Source organism: Rhodopseudomonas sp. AAP120 (assembly GCF_001295845.1).
Taxonomy (GTDB): Bacteria; Pseudomonadota; Alphaproteobacteria; order Rhizobiales; family Xanthobacteraceae; genus Rhodopseudomonas.
Map to the genome: position 1 here is coordinate 1 of NZ_LJIC01000078.1, position 2,692 is coordinate 2,692.

The following is a 2,692-nucleotide window of genomic DNA, read 5'->3' on the forward strand; positions in this document are numbered from 1 at the left end:
CCCCAGCCCTCTCCCGCAAGCGGGAGAGGGAGCGCGCTGCGGTTTGGCGCTGCGCATCGGCCAACAAAAAAGCGCCGGACGAGCCGGCGCTTTTCGATAAAACTAAAGCTGCTTGGGGGCGGGCCGAAGCCTCGGCCTTCGCCCGACGGCGTTACTGCCAGCTCGACGAGCCGCCCTGCAGCGCCATCTTGGAGTTGTACGGCGAGTCGCCGTGCTTGGGCTCCAGTACCACGACGATCGCGCCCATCTTGACCCGGTTGTACAGGTCGATGACGTCCTCGTTGGTCATGCGGATGCAGCCCGAGGAGATCGACGCGCCGATATATTCCGGCTGGTTGGTGCCGTGGATGCGGAACAGCGTGTCCTTGCCGCCCGAATACAGATAGATCGCGCGCGAGCCCATCGGATTGTCCGGGCCGGGCGCGACGAACTTCGGCACGCCGAGGCGGGAGATTTCGCTGGGGGTCGGATGCCAGGCCGGCCATTCGGCCATCGCGCCGACCTTGGCGATGCCCGACCAGGCCATCGCCTCTTCGCCGACGGTGATGCCGTAGCGGATCGCCTTGCCGCCCTCCTGCACGTAGTACAGGTAGTGATTGTCGGAATCGACCACGATCGAGCCGGGCGCTTCCTTGCGGTGATAGTCGACGATGGCGCGGCGGAACGCTTCCGGCACCGGCGTCTTCACATAGGAGACCTTGGAGAGGAGCTCCTTGTCGCGCGGCTTCAGCGCCGCCGACGGGGTCTCCTGATAGGTCGTGGCCTGCATACAGCCGGACAACAGCAGGCCCGCGCCGACGAGCAGCCCCAGCTTCTTTCCAAGAGACGCCATTATCGTTCCATTTCAGAGTAGCGCGCCCCAAGCTGCGCGCCTGATCAGCATTGCGCGCAAAGCCGCGCCGGACGTGGTCTCGTTCAGCGACGATTCCTAGGCTTTAGTATCGCCGAAAGCGGCCGCTTTACCAGCATTTCCGCGTGGGGTTCCGTACGGTGGCGCAGCGTTGTTGCATTTCTGCCGCAGAACGGCGGTAGATGATGAACTTCGCGGCAGCAGCTGTGGCGGACCCGCCGCATCTGTGCCGCGTCTTCGCCGTGCCGATGAAAACCGTCGCGACCGGCGTCGGCGGAGCTTGCCACCCCGGCGCAGTTGCGGCACTCCAGGGCCACCTCCGCCGTCACCTCCCGCCAAGCACCGGAGCCTTCATGCTCGCGCTCTTCGCTCCCGCCGACTCCGCCCTCAAGCGCGCCGGGCCGATCGACCTCAATGCGCTGCCGGAAGACGCGGTGTGGATCGATCTCGAACGGCCGACCGCCGACGAGGATCGCGCGGTCGAGAAGCTCGCCGGGATCGCGGTGCCGACCCGCGAGGACATGCAGGAGATCGAGATCTCCAGCCGACTCTATATCGAGAACGGCGCCCGCTACATGACGGCCAGCCTGATGTGCGGCGCCGACACCACGTCGCCGCGGCTGTCGCCCGTCACCTTCATCCTGGCCGGCCGCAAGCTGGTCACGGTGCGCTACGACGAGCCGCGGCCGTTTCCGGTGGTGGAGAACCGGCTCGCCCGCACGCCGTCGTTCAGCGCCACCGGCGAGACCGTGCTGCTCGAACTGCTCGACGCCGTGATCGACCGCTGCGCCGACATCCTGGAGCGCGCCGGCTCCGAGGTCGACGACGTCAGCCGCGAGATCTTCGAGCCGGAGGGGGCAGCCCGCACCGGCCACCCCAAGCGCTATTCCGACATCCTGATCGCGATCGGCCGCAAGGGCGACCTTGTCTCCAAGGTCCGCGAGAGCCTGGTGTCGATCGGCCGCCTGGTCGCCTTCCTCACCGTCGAGGGCGAAGGCCTGAAATGGCCGAAGGACAGCCGCACCCAGCTCAAGACCATGCAGCGCGACGTGATCTCGCTGACCGACCACGCCAGCTACCTGTCCAACAAGATCACCTTCGTGCTCGACGCCATGCTGGGCGTCGTCAATCTCGAGCAGAACAACATCATCAAGCTGTTCTCGGTGATGGCCGTCGTCCTGATGCCGCCGACCCTGATCGCCTCGATCTACGGCATGAACTTCAAGTTCATGCCCGAACTCGAATGGGCCCACGGCTACACCATGGCGCTGGGCATGATGCTGGTCGCGGCGATCGTGCCGTATATGTTTTTCAAGTGGAAGAAGTGGTTGTAGGGCGCGATTAGCAGCGCTCGATCCGCAGCCTCGTCTCCCGCACGCGGCGCAGCGCCGCGGACGGGCTTAACCTCTCCGCGTCCCGCACGCGGTGCAGCGCGCAGCGCTGCTCCGCAGATGCGGGATCCCGGTTACTTATCGAGCAGCAGCAGGGTGGCGAGCGCCCTAACCGGGGTCCCGGCTCTGCGCAGCGGCACTGCGTGCCGCAGCGCGTCCGGGACACTCAATGCCGAAATGGCCCGTGCGTCGGAGGGGTTGAGCGTAGCGAAACCCATCACTGCTGTCAGACATTCGTCTTGACAAAATTCCTAAAAGGACTATAGTCCGTGTCGTCCTGTCCGTGAGGGGCGCTTCGCGAGGCGTCGTTGAGCGGGACAGATCGACGGGCCGGGCAACCGGTCCGGAACGATGGTTCGGCGGAGCTGACGCTGGTCGGCGAAGCCTGAACGGACGCGGCGTCCGCGCCTCGTGCCTCGCACGCACGGGTCCCGGGCGGCGTCGGGATCCC

2 protein-coding genes are annotated in these 2,692 nt (G+C 66.1%); one reads left to right on the plus strand and one right to left on the minus strand.

Going from position 1 to position 2,692, the window contains the following annotated elements; genetic code table 11:
* Window positions 1-151: 151 nt before the first annotated feature.
* Window positions 152-832 (minus strand): L,D-transpeptidase, encoded by a 681-nt coding sequence (locus IP86_RS13940; protein WP_054163142.1) that lies wholly within the window; start codon window positions 830-832, stop codon window positions 152-154.
* Between the two features lie 371 nt (window positions 833-1,203).
* On the opposite strand from IP86_RS13940, the gene IP86_RS13945 reads away from it, so the two are divergent.
* On the plus strand, window positions 1,204-2,184 hold the full coding sequence (locus IP86_RS13945; protein WP_054163143.1) for a magnesium transporter CorA family protein: 981 nt from the start codon (window positions 1,204-1,206) through the stop codon (window positions 2,182-2,184).
* The last annotated feature ends 508 nt before the right edge of the window (window positions 2,185-2,692 follow it).

Bases quoted from the DNA above. Each gene is read 5' to 3' on its own strand.
- IP86_RS13945 (WP_054163143.1), top strand. From the start codon at position 1,204: ATGCTCGCGCTCTTCGCTCCCGCCGACTCCGCCCTCAAGCGCGCCGGG.
- IP86_RS13940 (WP_054163142.1), bottom strand. From the start codon at position 832: ATGGCGTCTCTTGGAAAGAAGCTGGGGCTGCTCGTCGGCGCGGGCCTG.